This window comes from Hydrotalea flava (assembly GCF_001623405.1).
GTDB lineage: Bacteria > Bacteroidota > Bacteroidia > Chitinophagales > Chitinophagaceae > Hydrotalea > Hydrotalea flava.
On sequence record NZ_LUHG01000110.1, the window covers coordinates 77,751 to 100,212 of the forward strand.

Here is a 22,462-nt window from a genome sequence, read left to right on the forward strand (position 1 = left end):
TCATTTGTATGCATTTGGTTTGTTAAAATGCGCAACTGCAAACAGGTAAATATGATGTTGATCAGTTGTAAAATATCAAAACAAGTATAACTTTATCTGTAAACAAAAATTTATGCAATATCAGGATTATTATAGCTTATTGGGCATTTCTAAATCTGCTACAGCCGATGAAATTAAAAAAGCGTATCGGAAGCTGGCTGTAAAATATCATCCCGATAAAAACCCCAATAACAAAGAGGCAGAAGATAAATTTAAGCAGATAAATGAAGCCTATGAAGTATTAGGCGACCCGGAAAAAAGAAAAAAATACGATACCCTTGGCGCCAACTGGAAGCAATATGAACAAAGCGGATTTTCAGGTAATCCGTTTGGCGGGCAAAGTGGTAATAATGGTGGCGGACAATATTACCAGTTCCAGGGTGATCCCGCTGAATTTTTTGGCGGTGCCGGAAGTGGATTTTCTGACTTCTTTGAGGCTTTTTTTGGCGGAATGAGAAGTAACAATAAAACAAAATCACGCAACCCGTTTGGTAGTAGTAGCCAATTTGAATCGAGACCCTCGGATCTTACCGGAGAGATTACCATATCACTTCAGGAAGCCTATACCGGTACTGAAAGATTGATCAGCACAGGCACTGAAAAAATAAAACTGAATATCAAACCCGGCGCCTATGAAGGACTTCAGTTAAAGGCAAAGGGAAAAGGAATAAAAAACAGTTCCGGAAAAGCCGGCGATTTATACATTAATGTTCATGTACAACCCAATACTGTTTTTACACGCAGGGAAAATGATTTGTATATGGATTTGCAGGTAGATGTATTTACCATGCTTTTAGGTGGTAAACAGGAAGTAATTACATTGGGTGGAAAAATAAACTTAACATTACCAGAATGTAGTGCCAATGGTAAAACCATGCGTTTAAAAGGCAAAGGAATGCCGGTATATAACCAACCGGGTGCATTTGGAGATTTATACATTACCCTGCATGCATTAATACCCGCACAACTTTCAGCCAAACAAAAAACCTTACTGAATGAGGCTAAAAATGCTGCTTAAACAACATACAATAAAAAAATATAATTTTATGACAGGAAATTTCAATCAAATTATAGCTGATACCAAACCCGTTTTGGTAGATTTTTTTGCAGAATGGTGTGGCCCTTGCAAAATGATGGCCCCAACCCTTCAGGAAGTGGCAAGAACTACAGGAAATGCAGCAAGAGTCATTAAAATTGACGTGGATAAAAACCCTGCGCTGGCTGCTAAATACCAAATTCAGGGCGTGCCCACTTTAATTTTATTCAAAGCAGGAAAAATATTGTGGCGCCAAAGTGGTGTAGTGCCTAAAAATGTAATCATGCAGCAGCTACAGCCCCATTTGGTTGCATAAAGGATAAAGGAGCTGATTTTTCAGGGAAAATTGTTACCCATCCAATTTTTATTGAACACCATTGATTTACATGGTTTCTTCAAAAATATTATCATGATATGCATTGCTTTTTAACAGTAGGTAATGATTGTGTAATGCCCGCCACAACCCTACTTTTCGGTAGGGCAACCGGTGATTTGCAGCAAATTGTTCAATTACCTTAGTTATCTCAGGATAATAAATATGATGCACAGCGGGAAACAAATGATGGGCAATGTGATAATTAAAAGATCCCATAAAAAATCTGGTAAACCAATTATCTTCCACAATATCATTCGTGCAGGATAATTGATGCATTAACCAACTATCAGGCATATCACCTTTCTCGTCAGGCAATGGAAATGCATTATCCAAACTGGCATGCGGTGGCAATAATACAATCAGAGATATAATACTGGCAGTAAACATCATGATTAAAAAAGCAGCAAGTATGGTTAGCCATTTTAAACCCAATATGTATTTTGGAATGATGATGATATAGCTAAAAAACAACAATTTAAATAAGAATAGTTTTATATATTCAATAACAGGAATATTGACTACTTTCCATACTAACTTTTTTTTGTTGAAATAATCTTTAAAGTCACGCACCAGCAACCAATTTAATAAATACAATGGATATAAGAACGGCAAATAAATATGTTGGTATTGATGCCATTTTTCGTACCGCCCATGCGGAAACACACGAGCCATTGGACTTTGTTCAAAATCACTATCCCAACCCATTACATTGGGATAATTATGGTGCAAACGAACATGTCTGATACGGAAAATAAAACTGTTGGCACCCATCAAATCAAACAGGTACACATACAAACGATTCATTCTCTTTGATTTAAAAATGGTACCATGTACGGCTTCATGAATCAATGTAAGATAATTCACTACCAGCATGAAGCCCATCAATGCATACAGGGCAAATAAAATACCATGGTGGTTTCCCCATAATAAAGCAAATATCCACGCCGCAAAATAAGTGAGTGGAAATAACCATGATTTTAATGTAGCCTGACTTTTTCTGGATGGACGTAATTCTGAAATAGTGCCATTTACTTGGGCTCTTAAACATTGAAATAAAGTTTCATCTCTTAATTTTCTAAAAACTGGTTTTGCAGGCTTTACGAACATATCCATGCTAACAAATTTTTGAGTTTTACAATAACAGTTGGGGAATGGTGAAAACTCAAAACAATATTTAGAAAAATATTATTACAAAATTAATAAGATTGGAATAAAAAATGGAGTATTGAATGTAAAAATTCTATTCATCCAATTACATATTGGCAACTTTTATCAAAGCATCTACATCTAAAATGATAATTTTTCTGCCCTTGGTCATTAACCAACCTTCATCTTTAAATTCAGATAAAATTCTTACTACATTTTCTCTGGCAGTGCCTACCAGACTGGCTAAATCATCCCGACTCATGTTTATTTCAACTGCATTGCCCTCCATAAAATGGTCTTTATATTTTTCACGCAATACTACTAATTGCAAAGCCAGGCGTTCCCGAACTGATTTTTGGGCAATAATGCTTAAACTGTTAGCCAGTACGGCAAATTCATGGCTGAGTGTTTTTAATAAACGTGTACCCAAAAAAGCAGAAACAGTAAGGGTTTGCAAAAAATCTTCTTTAGGAATAAAAGCAATAACACTTTTTTCTAATGCAGCAGCAGAATCGGGGAACCGATCACCGGAAATAATGGCGTGGTATCCAATCAATTCACCGGTATTGGCTACATAAATAATGTGTTCTTTCCGGTTTTTATCAATTTTATATTTTTTTACTTTGCCCTTCACAATATAAAAAATACCCGATGGATAACTGTTTTCGCGAAAAATAATTTCGCCCTTATCATATTCCTGTTCTGTTTGGTTTGCAAGCAAAATGGCCTTATCCTCATCCGGCAAATCGGCCAGAATAGATTCGCTTTTAAAATCCCATTGATCTATCGGAAATTTTTGATGAATGCTCATACTGCTTCAAAGTTATTGGTTTAAAGTTGAGAAATATTACTTTTCTGAATGAGAACTTTCACGTTTATGACCTGAATCTGTTCCTAACTTTGACCTGATAAATGTGCTAACCTACATTTTGAAGAAATGAATGCACCAAAAGAGCCGCTATGGATAAGATATATATTAAAAATGCCAGAGAAAAATGGATGGAAAATGATGCCACATTTCATCAGCTTTATCCAAAAGAAATACAATTACTGGCCAAAAAACATTGGACACCCATTGAAGTTGCCCGCACTGCAGCCGATTTTTTAGTGAGCCAGAAAAATGAAAAAATATTAGACATTGGCAGCGGTGTAGGTAAATTTTGTTTAGTTGCAGGTTACTATAAACCTGATGCTTTTTTTTATGGTGTAGAACAAAGAAAAAGCTTAATTGAAGTAGCGGAGGCCGCTAAATTAAAATTAGGTATCACCAATGCGTTTTTTATAGAAGGCAATTTTACACAATTGAATTTTAACGACTATCATCACTTTTATTTTTACAATGCATTTTTCGAAAATATTGCCGGAACAGATAAAATAGATGAGAGTATTGACTATTCATTAGAACTCTATAATTATTACAACCGCTACCTCTATAAGCAATTAGAAACAAAGCCTGCCGGCACAAAGCTGGTTACTTTTCATAGTTTAGAAAATGAGGTACCCCGTAATTATACGCTGGTAGATGCCAGAATGGATAATTTGTTAAAATGCTGGATAAAAATATAAGTTGATACAAAAATGGTTTTCATCACTTGCATACAATCATCACAAATATAGCTTCATGCAGCCCTATTCCGGTTATTTAAAATTAATTTTTATTTTACTATTTCTTTCAGCAGGTGTTCTGCCTGCACAGCCGCCAAAAAAATCATTACAGCCCTTAAATGGTAGTACTGCTTTTCAGCAATTAATGGCCGGTAATAACCGATATGTTAACATGCACCCGTTACACCCCGACCAAAACAGGCATCGCTTCGAGGAAACAGCAGTTAACCAACACCCTATTGCAGTAGTGGTTTGCTGCTCAGACAGCAGAGTGGCGCCGGAACTATTCTTCGATCAGGGTATTGGCGATTTATTTGTAATTAGAACTGCCGGAAATGTTTTAGGTAATTTTGAAATAGGTAGTATTGAATATGCGGTGGAACATTTGAATGTACACCTTATTATGATTGTTGGCCATGAACATTGTGGGGCTATTCAGGCCATGGCCGATCATTCTAAAAATGAGGGATTTTTGCAGGTGATTATTGACAGCCTTGCCAAAGAACCGGAAATAGCAAAGGTCGGTGAGATGGATCAACTGCACACCCTTCCACTCATCAAAGCAAATGTTTTGCATGGCATACATCAGTTATTAACACAATCTACCTACATTCAACAAGCAGTAAAAGATAAAGGTGTACAAGTAATTGGAGGTATTTATCAATTAAACAACGGAAAAGTGATACCTTTAGATTCCTCCTACTAAATAAATCATGTATGCTACCCGCTATTCAACCCCATTATCAGGAACTTCTTGAAAAAATTCTTGTTGCCGGCAATCAGGATGAAGTAAAGAATCAAATTGATGCATTTATGGATTTATTGCAGCAAATGGGAACAGATGAAGAAAAAATGAAGCGAATTTTATTGGAGATCCAAACACATTTGGACCAATGCAATCCTTTTCATTATGATGCGCAACAATGGAGTAATATTAAAATGGCAGATATTTATTGTTTTGAAATTCATCAAAGTATATCGGGTATTCATTACTCCTCTTTATAATGAAAGCGCATTTATTCGGGGTTCATTTTGATATTGTTGCTTTAACGCTGTTTATTATAATTTAATCAGCACACCTACCACTACGGCAATGGCTAAGCTCAATAATGTACCCACTACCAGATATTCTGTTTTTATTTCCTGACGATCTTTTTCATTAAAACGAATCAGTGCTTTTGCAGCTACCAATAAACCAATGGCTGCATATTGTGCATATAAAACAAATATCAGTACTATGATCCGTTCTGCAATACCGATCCATTTTCCGGCATTGGCAAGGTTTTCTGCAAATTCAATTTTATCGCGCCACTGGCGGGTAAACTGGCCTATAAAAATTGCTGCTGGGGTTGTAATGAATACAAATCCTGTTACTATTTTCCACACCTTAACATTTTCATAATATGGCTGAAGGATAGCCAACAAAGAACCCAGGTTAAAAAAAGTAAAATACCAACAAGCAACAATTACCAGAAAGTGCAATACCTGATCGATGATAAAATATTGTACTGTTGGTTTTTGATAAGATTTCCACCCATCAATGCACAGGTGCGTAATAAAAATTACTATAACCACCCAATGGTATTGAAAACCCAGCATACACCAAACCACCAATGCAGTAATAAAAGCATGCAGGTATAAATGCAACGTTAGAAAATGACGGCTGGAACGCGCTTTTATCCAGCTTGTGGGCTGAAGAATAAAATCGGTTAACAGGTGTGATAAAATCAATTTGATGAACCAAATCAGTGCCGTATTCATACCATAATTAATTGAATAATATTTTCATAATGTTTCAACAATGCTTCAATTTCCTGCCAGCGGGCCGATACCACATGCTGATGAATAGTACTTTTACTTTTTTTCATTTTCAGGGCAATTGTTTGTTGCATTTCACCCCTCATTAACTCTATTAAAACAGCAGCTTGTTTTGCAGTCAGTTCATTAAAAATAGCATCCACATAAGCGGATAAAATTTGCAAAGCCTCTTGGGCCAAAGCATGCTGTATTCCGAATACAAGTCTTTGATTCAATGCTGCCATTGTATCAAACAGCCGGCCTGAAAGTAAAAAAGCTTCTCCACGTGCTGTTTTTAAATTTTTCACCGGCATTTCTACTGTTCCTAAGCCGATACTGATTTTAATATCTGATGCTACCTTATTTTTATCGCCAAAAGATAGTTGAATGGCAGCCAATCGTGCCTGTAAGGCCAGTTTTAATGCATCTTTAGGATGCGAGAGATATACCTGAAAACTATCTCCGCGATAAAATTCTATGATACAACCGGAAAAAATTTGCTGTATTGCCTGCATTAATTTTTTAGCTTTCAAGGCAGGAAGCCGGGTAGAGTTTACAATATCGCAAGTAAGTACAGCGTGCATTGCCATAAAAAGTTCGTTTGCATAAATATACAAACTTTTCAATAATTCGTTTAAAAAACCGAATTTTTAAGTAATTCGTATATATGTACGAACATTAAATTATTTGAGAAAAAAAAGGCGGTTATTCTAACCGCCAAAATGGTGAAGTGCATTTTGCTAGATATAGTACGAATAGTTTAGTAGAATATTTAAATGAGATTTTAACTTACTAAAAAAGCCTTCGCTATGAAGGATATTTGAATTTATTATTTTTAACGATAAGAAATTAAAAAATTTGAAAAAACTAATTTTTGGCTGTAATTCTTTATTGAAATGGAATATAGCTTATTAAATTATTTAATCCCAATTTTAATAAGTCAAACTGTTTCTAAAAACTTCTCCATTCTTTTAAGGGGCTAATACAGTACCGTGAGAGGCGGTGGGGACTGATACACGAAATAGACCTGGTTGTCTAATCATTCGTAAAGTTCACCCCACTTCCTTTCACAAATTTATTATTGAATCACTTGGCCATTTATTTATATCAAAGAGCTATTTAGGATCTAAAGGTATTGTGTGGATATTAAATGAGGTTCATTAGTAAAAAAGAGGCTATATCAAAAGTGCTATGCAGCCTCTTTTTATTCGGCAAGGGGATGGAGAAAATTTTCGTTTATGCAAATCTCAACCCCTTCTTTTTGCTTTTGATACATCCTCTTTTTGTTACTCTAAATAATTCCTTGACTATTCTGCTTCAACATATTCCACCGGGTAACCTTTCAGCATCCATTCAGGAAATCCTTCATCCATACGAACAGCTTTGTAACCATTGTTTTTTAATATAGCTACGGCTTCATCTGCATATACACAAAACGGTCCACGACAATAAGCTACTAACATTTTTCTTTTTGGTAGTTTTTTCAAGTATGCCCCTAATTGGTCAATAGGCGTTGACAGGGCTTTATGGATATGTCCTCTCTTATATTCGTCCTGTGGACGCACATCAAGCAATACCACTTCATCATTCTCAATCATCTTTGATAAAGTGTCTGCATCAACGGCGTTCATATCACTACTTTGTCCTTGTCTGAATTCGGTTATTATTTTTTCTACTTCGGCATTGTAAGCCAATCCTAACTCACGCATACAAACCCAGGTATTAAAAACATTTTCACTTGCCAGAGAATAATTGATAAAATTACCGTTGCGTACTACCTTTACCAGTTTTGCATTTTTAAGTGTTTGCAAATGTTGTGAGGCATTGGCTACCGACTGTCCAGTGTAATTGGCAATTTGCTCAACAGAAAACGGTCCTTGTGCCAAAAGGTCTATAATTTCCAGCCTTACCGGATTTGCCATTGCTTTAGCCACTTTAGACAATTCTCCATACACCTTATCTTTAAATTCCCGTTTGTTCATACGTACTGTTATTTGCAGTTTAATTTAAAAATGAAACTTGAACTTACTTTTCGACATTCAGATACTTGTGTACTAATTCTTCCAACTCTTTTCCATGTAAATTGATGGCTATTATTTTGCCTTGTTCATCAATTAATACATTAAAAGGCAGTCCTTCGATACCATAGTCTTTTGCCACAGGGCTTTTCCAGAATTTCAAATCACTTACCTGTAGCCAGTCAATTTTGAAACGTTCAATAGTTTTCTGCCAGTTTTCTTTACTTTTGTCTAACGATACACCCAGTATTTCAAATTTTCCATTTTTTACGCTGTTTGCATATTTTTCATACAAGGCTTTCAGTTCTGGCTGTTCTTTTACACAAGGGGCACACCAGGTAGCCCAAAAATCAATAAGCACTATTCTCCCTTTTAATGACGAAAGAGAGAAAGCAGTACCGTCAACTTTAGGTAGTGCTATTTCTGGGGCATTTTCTCCAACTTTTAATGTAGAATTTTGAGCAAAGAGATAGCCCGAAAAAAGCATTATCAGTAATAAGAAGATTGTTCTTTTCATCCTTAATCATTTGTTGGGTAGTCTTTATCTAACCAATCTGCTTTAATGTTTTTAGGCAGGTTAAGCAGCTTCGCATTTTTGAAGCCCATTTCTTTTAGGGTGTTAAATGCAGGTCTGATATTAGGGCATTTATCAAACGGACAACATCCGCAATAGATAACTATTTTTTTGTCCTTTGAAACATTCTTCAGGTAGCTATTTAGTTTCTTAATATTCTCCTGATTGTTGGCCGGTCCAATATCAACAGAACCTTTAATAATGGCATCAGGTCCTACCGATAAAATCAACAGATCTTTTGTTTTGTTGTTTGTAATTCTTGACGCCAGTGTAGCCGTTTCCATTAATTGACTTTTCGCCCAGGGTTCTTGTTTTTGTTGTGCAGATGCCCAGTTACTGAAAGTCAGCATCGCTACAAATAGAAAAATAAAATATCGCATATTGTTTTGTATTTTTTACAAAGATACGACAACTCTCTTCTTCTATTCAATAGAAATATTGAATACTTCTTTAAGGGCGACTTTATTTTTGTGCTTCCTAATGAAATATATTACAACAGGCTGCTGTGGGCAATGGTTCTTGTTGTAAGAATTAGCGTATATACTGTTCTAGTGCTTTGTCTAATTTTTTGCTTACAATCTAGTATACACAAATACGTGATGGATGAAATAGATAAAGGATGAAATAACCTTTTTACAAACAGAATTAAGCAAATCTGTAATAAATGGTTCGAACCTTGAAAAAGCAGTTGAAAAATGTTTGATGATTGCCCAGAACCTAATCAGTATATGGGTTACAGCAAGCTTTGAAAATAAACGCAGACTACAAAATCTTGTATTCCCAGAAGGAATCCTGTTTGATAAAAAAAAGGTGAAGTTCGAACTGAAAAAATCAATAGCCTATTTTTGTCAATCCCTCTACTGCAAAGAATTACAGCGGAAAATAAAAAAGGTAACCTCCAAACAGATTACCTAAATTCCAATGAAGTGCCCAGGACTGGATTCGAACCAGCACATCCTTGCGAACGCTGCGACCTGAACACAGTGCGTCTACCAATTTCGCCACCTGGGCATTTGTTTCAGGGCTGCAAATATAATTGCATTTATGTAACCAACAAACTACATCCGCGAATATCGCTATTATCTAAACGGCCCAAAACTTCAAAGCTACCATCTTCATATACTTTCCCCACATCATCCGTAGCAATAAAACTGCAGCTATACAGATTGGCTAAATCAATAATATTCAAAATACCTTCCCCCTGTAATTTTACTTCAAAAGGATCTTCCTCATTTCTCACCAAAACCTGCATCCAGGGTGGACAATAAAACCGGCCATTTCCGGATGAATAGGCCTGCGATAACAACTCTGTCATACCATACTCAGCATGCACATGAGATATACCAAAAGCTTTTTTTAATTGCCGATGCAATGCTTCACGGGTTATTTCCTTTCTTCGACCCTTCATACCCCCTGTTTCCATAATGATGGTATTTTGTATAGGCAGCGGAAATTGTTCGGCAAAATCAAGCAAGGCAAACGTAACTCCAATTAATATTACCGGCTGGCCGGCTGCCTCTAAACGCTGTAAAGTAGCATGCAATTGTTCATATTCATACAAATAGAAACCGCTGTCAGGATGCCTGCTTTGTTGCACCAATGTATGCACCATCGCCACTAATGAAGAATGCTTCCTTTCCAAATATGCAGGCAGTAACCCAATAATACACCAATCTTGCGGGGCACCATAAAATAGTTGAAAAGCAGTTAAAAAGCTGGTTTCATAAATCTGCCAATCTTTTACATAATGTTTACTATTTACGGTTGCGGTGGTGCCGCTGCTTTCAAAAATAATGGAAGGTTCAAAAGCTGTAGTTGTAATAACATGACTTTTAAAAAAGGAAATGGGAAGAAAAGGAATGGAATCAATTGTATTTTGCTGCTTACCGCCAGTTAATTCAAACCATTGGCGATAAACGGTGTTATTTTTTAATTGAAAATGAAACACTTCCTGAATTACGTCTGTTTTATTTTGAGGTGTAATTGAAAAAATCTTGTTAAGAAGTTCCATTATAGCGAAATAATGTTGAGATGAATGAATTATATTTGAATAGAATATGCAAAATATGAAGGCAAAAATATTAATGATTTTTTGTTTAACCGGACTAATAGCAGGTTGTTCGAAAAATAAATACACTACCCAACCGCAATTAACCTTAAAAAGTGTAAGCAGTACTGTTGTTGCCAAAGGGCAAACGCTATCCTTTAATATTGAATTTACCGATAAAGAAGGAGACGTACAGGATAGTATGTGGATTCAAAAAGTTTCAAAAGTATGCCCTACCAGTCCTATTGCAAATTTTGCCATTAATTTTCAGGTACCCAACTTCCCCTCTACCAAAAACCTGAAAGGCAACTTTGATATTAATTTCATTAACAATGTTACAGGTGCCGGTTATTATTACATTACCGGATGTGGGAATGTGCCGGATACCTGCTATTTCAGGTTTGTTTTGAAAGATTTAGCCGGGCATACCAGTGATACGCTTGTTTCGCCGAATATTGTACTTTTACCCTGATGCAATTAAAAGCTTACAGGGGTATCATACCCGCAATTTTTTTTGGCAATTACTTTTATGGTATTTGTGTTGTAGCATTATCTATTGAAACTGCCTTTCAGTTGAATGTGCCCCTCAACCCATGGCTCTATTATGTTTTAGTTTTTGCTGCAACCGTTGTTTATTATACCAAAGCATATCTTACCGAAAATTTAGAAGATTCAGCTAACAAAAGAGCTCACTGGTATGTAAAACATCACCGTTGGGTATGGATATCCCAAATCAGCTTATCCATCATTAGCCTGCTTTGTTTTTGTTTGCTGTTAAAAAGCAGCTGGCACCATATTTTCAATATGACTGCTACAGAGTGGTTACTATGGCTTTCCGTTCCAATTGTAGCAGGCTTGTATTACGGTATAGGCTTTGCGAACTTTAAGCATTTTAATTTAAGAAATACAGGCTGGTTAAAACCTTTTGTAATTGGATTTGTATGGGCGGGTACCATTACCATTTATCCTATACTTTACCGCGCTATGACAGAACATATTACATTTCAATTAAATAGTTTTGATATAATGTTTTTCATCAAAAACTTTATGTATATTACTGTATTGTGTATTATGTTTGATATAAAAGATTATGCCACCGATTATAATCAACAACTCAAAACATTTGTTGTGCGAGTAGGTTTGCGTAAAACAATTTTTTATATTCTTATTCCACTTTGTGTAATAGGGTTTGGCACTTTTTTAGTGTATACCATTACACACCATTTCAGTGCAGCACGAATTATTTGGAATGCCATTCCATTTATACTCATTCTCACTGTGGCATACTCAATGCACAAACGGCAAAGCATTATGTATTATCTTATTATTATTGATGGATTAATGCTGGTAAAAGCCTGTTGTGGTATTTTCAGTACTTTATTCTAAACATTAAAATTGAATAATATGTCAAAAGAAAAGAAATCAAAAGCAAAAGCAATGTTACCGGAAGCCTCTATGGCATTTTTAAAAAGCTATATTAATACTCCATCGCCGGTTGGTTTTGAAAGTAGCGGACAAAAACTGTGGCTAAACTATATAAAAAATTATACAGATACTACATTTACCGATGCCTACGGAACTGCAGTGGGTGTTATCAATCCAAATGAGGCATTTAAAGTCGTGATTGAAGCGCATGCCGATGAAATCAGTTGGTATGTTAATTACATTACAGACCAGGGTTTGATTTATTTGAAAAGAAATGGCGGTGTTGACCATCAGATCGCACCTTCCATGCGTGTTTATATTCATGGCAAAAAAGGGCCGGTAAAAGCGGTATTTGGATGGCCGGCTATTCATACCCGCATGAGTAACGGCGATCAGAAAGAAAATCAGCCCAAGGTTGAAAATCTGTTTTTAGATTGCGGTGCAAGAAGCAAAAAAGAAGTAGAAGCATTGGGCATTCATATTGGCGCAGTGGTAACCTATGCCGATGGCTTTGATGAATTAGCCAACGACTATTTTATTGGCAGAGCTTTTGATAACCGTATTGGCGGATTTATGATTGCCGAAGTGACACGCTTGTTAAAAGAGAATAAAGTAAAATTGCCATTTGCATTGTATGTTGTGAATGCAGTTCAGGAAGAAATTGGTTTACGTGGTGCTGAAATGATTGCCAGAAGAATTAAACCGGATGTTGCCATTATAACTGATGTAACACACGATACCCAAACGCCTATGATTAACAAAAATATTGAAGGCGATGTAGCTTGCGGTAAAGGCCCCTCACCTACTTATGGACCTGCAGTTCACAACAAACTGCTTCATTTTGTTGAAGAAGTAGCAAAGAAAAATGATATACCACTGCAAATGCGTGCAGTAAGCAGAAGCACCGGAACCGATACGGATAGTTTTGCTTACGCCAATGATGGCTGCCCCAGCGTGCTCATTTCCATGCCACTGCGCTATATGCACACTACCGTAGAAATGATTCATAAAAAAGACATTGAACAAACCATTCACTTAATTTATGAAACATTAATTGCACTTACCCCAAAAACCAATTTAAGCTATTTTTCATAATACAAAAACAACTTCATTCATCCGGTAAAAAACAACATTCCTGCAATTCTTTATTTTTGCCGGATGAATGATTCTATAAATGCCCAAAAACGCATTGCAATTCTGGATTTATATGATGGCCAGCCAAATGAAGGTATGCGATGTATTAAAGACATCATCGCAGCATGGGGTATTTTGAATAACACAAAAATACAGATGCAGGTATTTGATGTTCGCCAACATTTAGCAGTTCCTGATACATCCTTCGATGCTTATATTTCCAGTGGCGGGCCCGGTTCTCCCCTCGACAGTGAAGGTAGTGAATGGGAAGCCGCTTATTTTAATTGGCTGCAATCCATTGAAACATTCAATTTACATGAATCAAATAACGATTTAAAAAAACATATACTTTTTATTTGTCATAGTTTTCAATTAGTCTGCAGGCATTATCAGGCAGGAACCGTTTGTGCAAGAAAATCTACCTCATTTGGTGTTTTCCCGGTGCATCTCCTCCACGCCGGAAAAAAGGAGCCACTCTTTCAAAATTTATCTGATCCTTTTTATGCAGTTGACAGCCGCAACTATCAGGTAATTGCACCAAATGAAACACACATTGAAGCCATGGGCGGTGCATTTTTAGCCATAGAAAAAGAAAGACCCCATCTTCCTTATGAAAGAGCCATGATGGCCATTCGATTTAATCCTTTTTTTATCGGAACACAATTTCATCCGGAAGCAGATGCGGTTGGTATGCAAATGTATTTACAGCGGGCAGATAAAAAAAAGGCCGTAATTGATGAACATGGAGAAGAAAAATGGCAGAGCATGGTAGCACAATTACAAGACCCCGATAAAATTATGTTTACTTATCACCATATCATTCCTAATTTTTTAACAATGGCTTTAGGAGTGAAACAGACAGTTTCAATATAAATGGCATTTTAGAAAGAACAAATGATGGTATATGGTGAATAGGCTATATATTCATAGTACAGAAAAAAAATACTATGGTACCATCTATTCGCCAATCATTTAATAGTGCATTTTCTGAAGAAAAATATCAGCACTTCCTGCAATCACTGAACAGTAAACATCCCGGTGCCATTGATTTCAGAGTGGCTGAAACACCCATTTTTATTCCGGCTTCTTTTACAAAAAAAATGCTGAGTGCTTGTGAAAGCATTATAGATGTTATTGTTGCTACCAATTTTAAAAAACTTACAGAACAAGCTGTTCCTCAACAACTCATGGTTCCAAATGAAACGGATTATACAAATTTTATTGCATTTGATTTTGGCATTTGCACCGGAGAGAATGGAGCTATAGATCCTCAATTAATTGAAATGCAGGGATTCCCATCTTTGTTTTCCTTCCAGGTATTATATGATGAAATTTTAAGGCAACATTTTGAAATACCAAAACAATATACTGCATTCTTAAATGGTTATGATGCAAACAGTTATATACAAACGCTCAAAAAAATAATTATTGGCAACCATCTTCCTGAAAATGTAATATTGCTGGAATTATTTCCACACCGGCAAAAAACCAGAATTGATTTTTATTGCACAAAAGATTATACAGGCATTGAAACAGTTTGCCTAACAGAATTAATGGTTGAAAATGAAAATATTTTCTATCTGCATCGGGGCCAAAAAACACCTGTATACAGAATATACAATCGAATAATTTTTGATGAATTGTTACAGCAATCCACTACCGTTCAGAAAAAAGCAGCAGCTATTTTTTTTAACCCTGTAAAAGCAGAATGGATTCCGCATCCGAATTGGTTTTATCGCATCAGCAAATACACGTTACCATTTATTGAACACCCAAATATACCTGAAACACATTTTTTAAATTGTGTGCATCCTTTGCCTGAAAATTTAAACCAATATGTAGTAAAACCTGTCTTTTCATTTGCAGGCCAGGGGGTTATTATAGATGTTAATCAGGAAAACATTACAGCAATACCTGACCCTCAAAATTGGATTATTCAAAAAAAAGTAGATTATGCTGCCATCATTGAAACGCCCGACACACCTGCAAAAGCTGAAATCAGACTGTTTTATTTTTGGGATGAAGACTGGAAACGCCCCAAAGCAATGATGAATTTAGCCAGATTAAGTAAAGGAAAAATGATTGGAACAAGGTATAACAAGGACCAAGAATGGGTGGGCGGCAGCATGGCATATTTTGAACAACCTGCTTAAATTTCGTTTAAAAAGTGATGAGTGACACATTGAATTCTGCAGTTAACAATGGTTTAGGTTACTTTTAAATATGAGGCAAAAAATTTTGTTTACCCTCTCTTTCATTTGCATTAGCTGCTTTGGCTATGCACAGGATAATTATGAAATACAGGTATACGGTTCACAAACACAACCCAAAGGGTCTGCCATGTTTGAATTGCACAGTAATTTTACATTTAATGGCGAAAAAGCCATCATAGATGGCGTACGACCTTCTAACCACGCCCTGCATGAAACACTGGAAATCACCAACGGTATTACCGATAATTTTGAATTAGGCTTTTATTTATTTTCCAATTATACTTCCGAATATGGTTATCAAATAATAGGTTCGCATATCCGGCCAAGAATTATGGCACCATTAAGCTGGCATTTACCGGTTGGGTTAAGCCTCTCTACAGAATTTGGTTACCAAAGTAAATACTACTCACCCGACACGTGGAGTATTGAGATTAGACCTATCGTTGATAAACAATGGAAGAATTTATATGTTTCATTCAATCCTACTGTAGGTGTAGCTTTAAAAGGAATTGACCAGCATAAAGCGCCTGATTTTGAGCCCAATGTAAAAGTTGCTTATCAATTTTTTAAAAATACCGATTTTGGATTTGAATATTATGGCTCCGTTGGGCCTATCAATAATTTTGAACAACTGCCGCAGGAAAACCATGCACTATTCCTTGTTTATGATTTAGAAAATAATAACGATTGGGAAGTAAATATTGGTCCCGGATGGGGTTTAACTCCTGCAACCGATGGTTTGGTATTTAAAGTGTTAATCGGCAGAAAAATAAAATGGGGGCATAAAAAGAATTCCTAACGGAGATGCATTGTTGCAAAAAACCGTTAGGAACACTTTTATAACATTAATCTTCCATTTTGTTTTTTAGTTTTCCCATTAACGCATATGCATTTCCACCCGCTAATTGCACCGATAGCCAATTTATATAACCATTGGGCTTTATTTCTACATATCCATTCTGTGAAAGCCCTGTTTCAACTGGCGTTGCAACAAAAGTATTTTTTTCTTTTTGCACAAACACATATTCAGCACCATTGTAATGCACTACTGCATTTTCCGGAACCACAATAGCCTGATGACTGGTAACATCAAACACACCGGTTAAAAACATACCGGGTAAAAGACTGTGATTGAGTTTTTCAAAATGGCAATGCAACATTCCCGTTCTGTTATCATTTACATTTTTAGTAACTAAAATCACTTCTACATCATATTTTTTCGCAGTATCGCTGGTTAATGAAACTTTTCCGGCAGTACCTTTCTGAAACAATTCTATATCTTTTTCAAAAACAGTCATGGCGGCATGTATATCATCCGGATTTACCAATTCAAACAAAACATCTGAAGGATTTACATATCGGCCAATATTCACATTCACTTTTGTTACATAGCCGGTAATAGGCGATAACAATTGCACAGTTCTGGATATATTTTGTATGGTTAGTTTAGCGGGATTGATATTAATCATCCTGAGTTTTTCTTCCATACCCTTTAACATGGCCATTTGAACATTATAATCAGATAAAGACTGCTGATATGTTTTTTTACTGGTTGCATCCTGTTTACTTAATTCCTTTTGCCGCTGTAAATCAGTTTCCAAAAAACCAAGTTTTGCTTTAGCTACCAAATAATCCTGTTGTAACTGTACATAACTCTGATCTTCCATTAATGCAATCACTTCTCCTTTGTGTACATTGGTTCCGGGCAGAAGATGTGTGCTTTTTAAGTATCCACCTAAAGGAATACTCACTGATATCATACTTTGCGGAGGCACATCAACCATACCATTAATAGTAACTGTTTGGTGCATTATTTTTTTAATGGGTTGTATTAATTGAATGCCTGCATTACGAAATTGCGTATCATTTAATACTACAATGGTATCGGCTTTACCGGTATCATTTTGAGTTTCAGTAGCTGAGGGCGAATTTTTACAAGCCAGTAAGACACTGATTGTAATAGCCACAAAAATTAATTTATACATTTTAGTCATTTTTTTTGAATTAATTATTTTTATCTCCATTTACTGCAGCAAATAATGGATTTCTGAAACAGCCATTTGCTGATTATACAGTACACTTAAATAATCATTTTGCAAAGCAATGGCCTGTGCAACAAGTGTACTCCACTCAATATAATTGATGGCACCCGATTGATATTGCAATGAAGCAGTTTGCATTAAAACATTAGCCTGCGCCAAACCTTTTGTTTGATAATATTGTACAGATGAAAAATACTTTTTGTACAACTGTGCATATTTATGATAAGCACCAGACAATTGATTTTCAATAGAAACAATTGCTGCTTTTGCAGTTTGTTCATTAATTGAGGCTGCCTGAATACGGGCATGTTGTGCTTTTGCAAACAGCGGAATGCCCATACCCAAAGAAAAAGAGGAGAAACGTGAGGATGCATTATAATAATCCTCCACCCTGTCTTTAGAAAGTTGCCAGCCAACAATAGACTGATTGTTATAACCAATCACAAAATCGGGTTTCAATTTGGCTTTCTCTAATTTAGTTTGCATCAATGCCTGTTGCTGCTGCTGTTGGTATAAATGCACATACGGGTGTTGCGCTAATTTAGCACTATCCAACAAAAGTGGTGTAGCAGCCAAACTATCAGCAGGCTCAATCAATACATTTTGTTGTGTAAATATTTGCAATTGTAATTGTGTTGAAAGAATATCAGCTTTTATTTGTTCCAAACTCATGCTTACATGACCGGCTGTGTTTTCCAAGGTCGTTTTTTCCAACAAATTGCTTTCACCCTTATTATAACGAAGTGTTGCCACATTTTTATAAAAACGATAAATACTATCTAACCTTTTCAGCAATTGCAGTTGAGCTGTTTGATACTGTAATGTAACATAGAGTTGTTCTACCAATTTTTTAATTTCTGCTTTTTGCAAGGTTGTTTGTGTCTGAGCAATAGCCGTATTGGTCATAAGCAATTTTTTAACAGAGGCATAATATCCAGGTAAAGCAAAGTTTTGAGTTACCATAATTCTCGAATCAAAAAACATGCTGTTATAATTACCCAGTTCTGCATTCAGTTGCGTTTTCGGCAATTCAGCTGAAGTTGCCTCCATTATTTTATTATACTTTTCCTGCAATAATGAAACTTTTAATGCAGGTGCATTTTGCAAAGCCAGGTCTGTTATTTCCTGCAAAGAAGCTTTTTTTACAGTTGTTTGCGCATGTAAAAATGGCGCACTAAATAATAGTAACAACAATAATGCACCAGGCAATTTATTTTTTTGTATGTGTTTCATTGGTTTCTTTTTTGTTTCAAACAACAAATACAATGATGGCAATACTAACAATGTTAATAAGGTTGCCGTTAATAATCCACCTATTACTACAGTGGCCAAAGGTCGTTGTACCTCAGCACCTGCACCATTGCTTAAAGCCATTGGCAAAAACCCTAGTGACGCAACAGAGGCAGTCATTAATACCGGTCGTAACCTGATTTGTGTTGCCTGAATAATAATTTGAATGATTGATTTTCGGCCTTCTACTTTCAAACGATTCATTTCTCCTATTAAAACAATTCCATTTAATACCGCAACACCAAACAATGCAATAAATCCTACACCTGCAGAAATACTAAATGGCATACCTCTTAACCATAGCGCAAATACACCACCAATAGCAGAAAGTGGAATGGCAGAAAAAATAAGTAAGGCATATTTTAAATTCTGAAAAGCAAAGTAGAGCATTAATAAAATTAAAATCAACGCAATGGGTACAGCAATGCTTAACCGTTTAGTGGCTCTTTGCAGATTTTCATATTGCCCACCATAAGTAATATAAAAGCCCGGTGGAAATTTTAATTGTTTTTCCACCTTTGCATGTAATTCATTTACAATACTCTCTACATCTCTGCCCCGTACATTAAAACCAACAGTAATTCTACGGTGGGCATCTTCACGTTGTATTTGATAAGGACCATCTTTTACTTCAATACTTGTCAAATTATTCAACGGAATCTGCAACCCATTTGCAACACCAATTTGCAGGTTACCAATATTGCTGATACTTTCTCTCTGATTCTTATCTAACCGAATCACTAAATCGTAACGTTTATCTCCTTCAAATACCAATCCTGCTGTGGCACCGGCATAAGCTGCCTGCACCGCCATATTTATGTCAGCAATATTGGCACCATATTTTGCAATGGCTTCCCTGTTGTAATGAATCACAATTTGCGGAACGCCGGTAACTGTTTCCACATATAAATCACGAGCACCTTTAACCGATTGAATGATATTGCCCAATGCACCTGCAAAATGAGCCAGTGAGTCTAAATCATCCCCAAAAATTTTACATACTACATCTTGCCTGGCGCCCGTCATCAATTCATTAAAACGCATTTGCACCGGAAATTGAAAACCGGTAGCCACACCCGGAACCTCCTCTAAGGCTCTGCTCATTTTTTCAGCCAGTTCATCAAATGTTTTAGCGCTGGTCCATGTTTTTTTATCTTTCAGAATTACCATCATGTCAGCAGCCTCTACCGGCATTGGATCGGTTGGAATTTCGCCGGAACCAATTTTGGTAACTACTTTTTCTACCTCGGGAAATTGATGCAACAATACGCTTGCAGTTTTTTCGGTAGTAGCAATGGTGTTGGTTAATGAAGAGCCCGTTAACAAGCGGGTATCAACGGCAAAATCACCTTCTTCTAATTTTGGGATAAACTCGCCACCCAATGTAGTAAGCAACCATACCGCCACTATAAAAAATATAAAACTAATGGCAACAATGGTTTTAGGAACTTTTAAAACTTTAATCAAAACAGGCTTGTACCATTGCTGCAAACGCATTATCATTTTATCAGAAAAGTTTTTTTTGTGCTTCACTTTTTTACTCAGTAACAATGAAGTAATCATTGGCACATATGTAAGCGATAAAATAAACGCACCCAAAATAGCAAAGGAAACCGTTTCTGCCATTGGCTTAAACATTTTTCCTTCTATTCCCTGCAAACTAAGTATGGGTAAATAAACAATCAGTATTACAATTTGCCCAAATGCAGCAGAACTCATCATTTTACCTGCTGATGATTCCACTTCTTTATCCATTAGATGCTGATTCAATTTCGTTGCATTGATATATGCATGTGAATGCACAATTTTATGCATCACAGCCTCAACTATAATTACCGCTCCATCTACCAACAAACCAAAATCGAGTGCACCTAAACTCATTAAATTGCCACTAACACCAAAAAAATTCATCATTACAACAGCAAACAGCATACTCAATGGAATAACAGAAGCTACAATAAGGCCGGCACGTAAGTTTCCCAAAAAAACAATTAGCACAAACAGTACAATTAACGCGCCTTCCTCTAAGTTTTTTTCAACGGTGCTAATGGCGTTATTCACCATTTTTGTTCTGTCTAAGAAAGGTTCTATCATCACACCTTCGGGCAATGACTTTTCAATTTCTTTAATACGTTTTTTTATATTGCCAATTACCTGGTTGCTATTTCCACCCTTTAGCATCATCACCACCGCACCGGCTACTTCACTTTTATCATTAAAAACAGTTGCTCCGTATCGTATAGCTGTTCCATATCTTACATCGGCTACATCACTAATTAAAACAGGTATTCCGTTATCTGTTTGTTTTACTACAATGTGTTTAATATCATCCAGTGTTTGCACTAATCCTTCCGTTCGAATAAATAAAACATTAGGGCCTTTCTCAATATAAGCGCCACCTGTATTTTGATTATTGGCATTCATAGCCTTGAACACATCGGCAATGGTTAACTGAAAACTCTTTAATTTATCTGTATTCACAGCAACTTCATATTGCTTCACCTTTCCACCAAAACTGCTTACATCTGCAACCCCATCTGTACCTAATAATTGGCGACGCACAATCCAGTCTTGAATATCTCTCAAATCTGCCAAAGAATATTTTCCCTCATATCCCGGCTTTGGCCTAACAACATATTGAAATATTTCTCCAAGACCTGTTGTAACCGGCCCCAATTCGGGTGTCGCAATGCCGGGGGGAATTTGCGATTGTACCTTTACCAAACGTTCGCTGATTTGCTGACGTGCCCAGTACAAATCGGTATTATCATCAAACACAATTGTTACCAAACTTAAACCGAAACGAGAAAAACTTCTTTGCTCGGCAATACCGGGCACATTGCGGGTTGCCTGTTCAATGGGCACCGTAATTAATCGTTCTACATCCGGAGCACCCAAACTCGGCGCAGAAGTAATGATTAAAACCTGATTATTAGTAATATCCGGTACTGCATCAATCGGTAATTTGGTAACCGAATAAACGCCATATCCAATCCATGCAAATAACAGTAATCCAATAATCAGTTTATTTCTTACAGAAAATTGTATAATAGCTTGTAGCATAATAAACACATACATTTAAACATTTAGAATAACCTACAACAAGCTGGTACCGTTTAATTACAATAACAGTATACCAACATGAAAGTGATGTAGATGAAATAAAATAGAGCACTACAATTTTTATGATAAAAATTGCTGTGTATTATGCTAATTTGGGAGGCTGAAAAATATCCTGTAAGCGGGTGAAGGAGTATTCCGGATCTTTATCGATTATAAAAGTTTTTTGAACAAATGGAGGCGGGGCAGACTGAACAGAAATAGGATGTGAAGGCATACTTACAAAACCAAACATAAACGCATTAGCAGACTGCTGTGTTTTAAAAGGCAATTGTTGATCTTGCTGCCAGTCTGCATCAATCACCAATTTCTTATTGTAATGAATTCTTAAAAAAGAAATAAAAGAAATATCGGGATCTTCTGAACGATGCTGTATGTAGTGCTGCACCAATAAAGGCAGTTTGAGTAACTGATAAGCTTCGGTTGCCCCAAACAGGAAAATAAGTATTAAAAATATTGCTGCAATTTTTTTCATTATTGGTACTAAAACATGTGCAATTTACGCATTTATTTTAAATAAAGAGCCGGATCATTGCAATCCGGCCCATTCTTATACAATAATATACATATTTTTAATTTACCCGGCAAGTAGGATAAACC

General features: G+C 36.2%; 22 protein-coding genes and 1 tRNA gene. 11 read left to right on the top strand and 12 right to left on the bottom strand.

Annotated features, from left to right (window positions below):
• Positions 1-112: 112 nt before the first annotated feature.
• Together A0F92_RS15015 and trxA are read left to right on the top strand one after the other, a co-directional pair.
• The gene (locus A0F92_RS15015; protein WP_068248116.1) at positions 113-1,057 is read left to right on the top strand and encodes a DnaJ C-terminal domain-containing protein; all 945 of its coding nucleotides are present in this window, start codon (positions 113-115) and stop codon (positions 1,055-1,057) included.
• Between the two features lie 28 nt (positions 1,058-1,085).
• Positions 1,086-1,391 carry a thioredoxin gene (gene trxA, locus A0F92_RS15020; protein WP_068248307.1) on the top strand — a complete coding sequence of 102 codons (306 nt, stop codon included), beginning with the start codon at positions 1,086-1,088 and terminating at the stop codon, positions 1,389-1,391.
• 66 nt (positions 1,392-1,457) lie between these two features.
• Here the strand turns inward: trxA and A0F92_RS15025 are convergent, their stop codons facing one another.
• Both A0F92_RS15025 and A0F92_RS15030 read right to left on the bottom strand, forming a co-directional pair.
• Positions 1,458-2,564, bottom strand: a complete 1,107-nt coding sequence (locus tag A0F92_RS15025; protein WP_068248118.1) for a fatty acid desaturase family protein — start codon at positions 2,562-2,564, stop codon at positions 1,458-1,460.
• A gap of 139 nt (positions 2,565-2,703) precedes the next feature.
• Positions 2,704-3,408 carry a Crp/Fnr family transcriptional regulator gene (locus tag A0F92_RS15030; protein ID WP_068248121.1) on the bottom strand — a complete coding sequence of 235 codons (705 nt, stop codon included), beginning with the start codon at positions 3,406-3,408 and terminating at the stop codon, positions 2,704-2,706.
• A gap of 149 nt (positions 3,409-3,557) precedes the next feature.
• Here A0F92_RS15030 and A0F92_RS15035 point away from each other — a divergent pair, with 149 nt between their 5' ends.
• Genes A0F92_RS15035 through A0F92_RS15045 form a run of 3 tightly spaced genes read left to right on the top strand, consistent with a single transcriptional unit; the run spans position 3,558 to position 5,207 of the window.
• Positions 3,558-4,163: a methyltransferase domain-containing protein gene (locus tag A0F92_RS15035; protein WP_068248122.1), complete on the top strand. Its 606-nt coding sequence runs from the start codon at positions 3,558-3,560 to the stop codon at positions 4,161-4,163.
• A 55-nt stretch (positions 4,164-4,218) separates the two neighbouring features.
• Positions 4,219-4,908: a carbonic anhydrase gene (locus tag A0F92_RS15040; RefSeq protein ID WP_068248129.1), complete on the top strand. Its 690-nt coding sequence runs from the start codon at positions 4,219-4,221 to the stop codon at positions 4,906-4,908.
• An 11-nt stretch (positions 4,909-4,919) separates the two neighbouring features.
• Positions 4,920-5,207 (top strand): hypothetical protein, encoded by a 288-nt coding sequence (locus A0F92_RS15045; protein WP_068248132.1) that lies wholly within the window; start codon positions 4,920-4,922, stop codon positions 5,205-5,207.
• A 54-nt stretch (positions 5,208-5,261) separates the two neighbouring features.
• Here A0F92_RS15045 and A0F92_RS15050 read toward each other — a convergent pair whose 3' ends face one another.
• The 7 genes from A0F92_RS15050 to A0F92_RS15085 all read right to left on the bottom strand — a co-directional run bounded on the left by A0F92_RS15050 (position 5,262) and on the right by A0F92_RS15085 (position 10,602).
• On the bottom strand, positions 5,262-5,963 hold the full coding sequence (locus A0F92_RS15050) for a DUF3307 domain-containing protein (protein ID WP_068248135.1): 702 nt from the start codon (positions 5,961-5,963) through the stop codon (positions 5,262-5,264).
• On the bottom strand, positions 5,960-6,589 hold the full coding sequence (locus A0F92_RS15055; RefSeq protein WP_068248138.1) for a hypothetical protein: 630 nt from the start codon (positions 6,587-6,589) through the stop codon (positions 5,960-5,962). Before A0F92_RS15055 ends, A0F92_RS15050 begins: the two co-directional genes overlap by 4 nt.
• Before the next feature lie 717 nt (positions 6,590-7,306).
• On the bottom strand, positions 7,307-7,981 hold the full coding sequence (locus tag A0F92_RS15060; RefSeq protein ID WP_068248141.1) for an ArsR/SmtB family transcription factor: 675 nt from the start codon (positions 7,979-7,981) through the stop codon (positions 7,307-7,309).
• Positions 7,982-8,024: 43 nt separating this feature from the next.
• The gene (locus A0F92_RS15065; RefSeq protein WP_068248147.1) at positions 8,025-8,534 is read right to left on the bottom strand and encodes a TlpA family protein disulfide reductase; all 510 of its coding nucleotides are present in this window, start codon (positions 8,532-8,534) and stop codon (positions 8,025-8,027) included.
• 2 nt (positions 8,535-8,536) lie between these two features.
• Positions 8,537-8,971, bottom strand: a complete 435-nt coding sequence (locus A0F92_RS15070) for a rhodanese-like domain-containing protein (RefSeq protein ID WP_068248150.1) — start codon at positions 8,969-8,971, stop codon at positions 8,537-8,539.
• Between the two features lie 547 nt (positions 8,972-9,518).
• Positions 9,519-9,602: transfer RNA gene (locus A0F92_RS15080), tRNA-Leu, on the bottom strand.
• Between the two features lie 31 nt (positions 9,603-9,633).
• Entirely contained in the window at positions 9,634-10,602 is a 969-nt protein-coding gene (locus tag A0F92_RS15085) for a LuxE/PaaK family acyltransferase (RefSeq protein ID WP_068248159.1), read from the bottom strand.
• A 55-nt stretch (positions 10,603-10,657) separates the two neighbouring features.
• Between A0F92_RS15085 and A0F92_RS15090 the strand changes: the two genes are divergently transcribed.
• From A0F92_RS15090 to A0F92_RS15115, 6 genes are all read left to right on the top strand, one after another.
• Positions 10,658-11,110 (top strand): hypothetical protein, encoded by a 453-nt coding sequence (locus A0F92_RS15090; RefSeq protein ID WP_167517134.1) that lies wholly within the window; start codon positions 10,658-10,660, stop codon positions 11,108-11,110.
• Complete coding sequence (locus A0F92_RS15095; RefSeq protein ID WP_068248165.1) at positions 11,110-12,024, top strand: UbiA prenyltransferase family protein; 915 nt, start codon at positions 11,110-11,112, stop codon at positions 12,022-12,024. The genes A0F92_RS15090 and A0F92_RS15095 overlap by 1 nt, the downstream gene beginning before the upstream one ends.
• An 18-nt stretch (positions 12,025-12,042) precedes the next feature.
• Positions 12,043-13,158, top strand: coding sequence for a M42 family metallopeptidase (locus A0F92_RS15100; protein WP_068248174.1), 1,116 nt, complete (start codon positions 12,043-12,045; stop codon positions 13,156-13,158).
• 63 nt (positions 13,159-13,221) lie between these two features.
• Positions 13,222-14,070, top strand: a complete 849-nt coding sequence (locus A0F92_RS15105) for a type 1 glutamine amidotransferase (RefSeq protein ID WP_068248176.1) — start codon at positions 13,222-13,224, stop codon at positions 14,068-14,070.
• Between the two features lie 74 nt (positions 14,071-14,144).
• Positions 14,145-15,350: a hypothetical protein gene (locus A0F92_RS15110; protein ID WP_068248180.1), complete on the top strand. Its 1,206-nt coding sequence runs from the start codon at positions 14,145-14,147 to the stop codon at positions 15,348-15,350.
• Between the two features lie 70 nt (positions 15,351-15,420).
• Positions 15,421-16,209 (top strand): hypothetical protein, encoded by a 789-nt coding sequence (locus A0F92_RS15115; RefSeq protein ID WP_068248182.1) that lies wholly within the window; start codon positions 15,421-15,423, stop codon positions 16,207-16,209.
• Between the two features lie 46 nt (positions 16,210-16,255).
• On the opposite strand, the gene A0F92_RS15120 is transcribed toward A0F92_RS15115, so the two are convergent.
• From A0F92_RS15120 to A0F92_RS15130, 3 genes are all read right to left on the bottom strand, one after another.
• Positions 16,256-17,395 (bottom strand): efflux RND transporter periplasmic adaptor subunit, encoded by a 1,140-nt coding sequence (locus tag A0F92_RS15120; protein WP_167517135.1) that lies wholly within the window; start codon positions 17,393-17,395, stop codon positions 16,256-16,258.
• Positions 17,396-17,434: 39 nt separating this feature from the next.
• Positions 17,435-21,805 carry a CusA/CzcA family heavy metal efflux RND transporter gene (locus tag A0F92_RS15125; protein WP_068248315.1) on the bottom strand — a complete coding sequence of 1,457 codons (4,371 nt, stop codon included), beginning with the start codon at positions 21,803-21,805 and terminating at the stop codon, positions 17,435-17,437.
• Between the two features lie 142 nt (positions 21,806-21,947).
• Positions 21,948-22,337: a hypothetical protein gene (locus tag A0F92_RS15130; protein ID WP_068248185.1), complete on the bottom strand. Its 390-nt coding sequence runs from the start codon at positions 22,335-22,337 to the stop codon at positions 21,948-21,950.
• Positions 22,338-22,462 lie beyond the last annotated feature (125 nt).